Annotated in this window: 2 pseudogenes; both read left to right on the top strand. The window is 68.2% G+C overall.

The window, feature by feature from the left end:
- A pseudogene (locus H7I87_RS00620) lies at positions 1-1,526 on the top strand (non-ribosomal peptide synthetase); the annotation flags it as partial.
- A 16-nt stretch (positions 1,527-1,542) separates the two neighbouring features.
- Positions 1,543-1,867 (top strand): annotated as a pseudogene (locus H7I87_RS29095) (AMP-binding protein); the annotation flags it as partial.

Below are 1,867 nucleotides of genomic sequence, written 5' to 3'. Positions count from 1 at the left end.
CCCTGGTGCTGCGCGTCGATTTGTCCGGTGATCCCACCGTCGGCGAAATCCTGGCCCGGGTGCGCCAACGCAGCCTGGCCGCCTACGAACACCAGGACGTGCCCTTCGAAATCCTGGTCGAGCGCCTGCAACCCACCCGCAACCTGGCCCACCACCCACTGGTCCAGGTGGTGTTGGCGTGGCAGAACCTGCCCTGGCAACACGACGGCCCGGCCGCCGGGCTGGAATTGGGCGACGTGCGGGTCACCCCGCTGCCCGTCGACACCCAGGTCGCCCGGATGGATCTGGTCTGGTCGCTGGCCGAACGCTGGACCGAGGAGGGCCGGCCCGCCGGCATCGCCGGAACGGTGGAATTCCGCACCGACGTCTTCGACGCGGACACCATCCGCACCCTGACCGAGCGGCTGCGCCGGGTGCTGGCGGCGATGACCGCCGATGCCGGGCAGCGGCTTTCGTCGATCGATCTGCTCGACGCGGCCGAGCACGAGCGGCTCGACGCCTGGGGCAACCGGGCGGTGCTGGACCTGCCGTCGCTGGCGCAGGTGTCGATCCCGGCGTTGTTCGCCGCGCAGGTCGCCCGCGCCCCCGGCGCGGTGGCGATCAGCTGCGGCGAGCGGTCGTTCACCTACCGCGAATTGTACGAATCCACAAATCGTTTGGCGCACTTGCTCTCCGACCACGGTGCGGGCCCCGGTCAGCGGGTGGCGGTGGTCATTCCGCGCTCGGCCGAGGCGGTGGTGGCGATCCTGGCCGTGCTCAAGACCGGTGCGGCCTACGTGCCGATCGACCCCGGCGTGCCGGCGGCACGGCTGCAGTTCGTGCTCGCTGACTCCGCACCCGTCGCCGCGGTCACCACGGCGGAGGTGCGCGACCGGCTGGACGGGTTCGAGCTTCCGGTCATCGACGTCGACGACCCGGCGCTGGCCGGCGAACCCAGCACCGGCCTGCCGCTGCCGGCCGCCGACAGCATCGCCTACCTCATCTACACCTCCGGGACCACCGGGGTGCCCAAGGGCGTCGCGGTCAGCCATCGCAACGTCACCCAACTGCTGCAATCCATCGACGGCCTCGGCCAGGTCTGGAGCCAGTGTCATTCGCTGGCTTTCGATTTCTCCGTGTGGGAGATCTTCGGCGCACTCCTGCACGGCGGGCGGCTCGTCATCGTCCCCGACGACATCGTCCGGTCACCAGAAGACTTGCACGCGTTGTTGGTTCGTGAGCAGGTCAGTGTGTTGAGTCAGACGCCGTCGGCGTTTTATGCGTTGCAGAGTGCTGATGCGTTGGCGCCGGAGTTGGGTCAGCAGTTGAAGTTGCAGACGGTGGTGTTCGGTGGTGAGGCGCTGCAGCCGCATCGGTTGGCGACGTGGCTGCATCGTCATCCGGGGTTGCCGCGGATGATCAATATGTATGGCATTACCGAGACGACGGTGCATGCGTCGTTCCGGGAGATCGTCGATGCCGATGTGGATAGCAGCGTCAGCCCGATCGGCGTGCCGCTGGCCAATCTGGCCTTCTTTGTGTTGGACGGGTGGTTGCGCCNCGGTGCATGCGTCGTTCCGGGAGATCGTCGATGCCGATGTGGATAGCAGCGTCAGCCCGATCGGCGTGCCGCTGGCCAATCTGGCCTTCTTTGTGTTGGACGGGTGGTTGCGCCCGGTCCCGGTGGGTGTGGTCGGGGAGCTGTACGTCGCGGGTGGCGGCCTGGCCACCGGCTACGTCGGGCGGCCCGGCCTGTCCGCCACCCGCTTTGTGGCGTGTCCGTTTGGTGGGGTGGGGGTGCGGATGTATCGGACGGGGGATTTGGTGCGGTGGGGTGNGGGNGGGGGGTTGGAGTTTGTGGGGCGGGTTGATGAGCAGGTGAAGGTGC

Origin of the sequence: Mycobacterium timonense, from assembly GCF_025821985.1 — a bacterium.
Lineage (GTDB): Bacteria > Actinomycetota > Actinomycetes > Mycobacteriales > Mycobacteriaceae > Mycobacterium > Mycobacterium avium.
The sequence above is the reverse complement of the archived record's forward strand: the minus strand, read 5'-3'. Positions and strand labels throughout refer to the sequence as shown.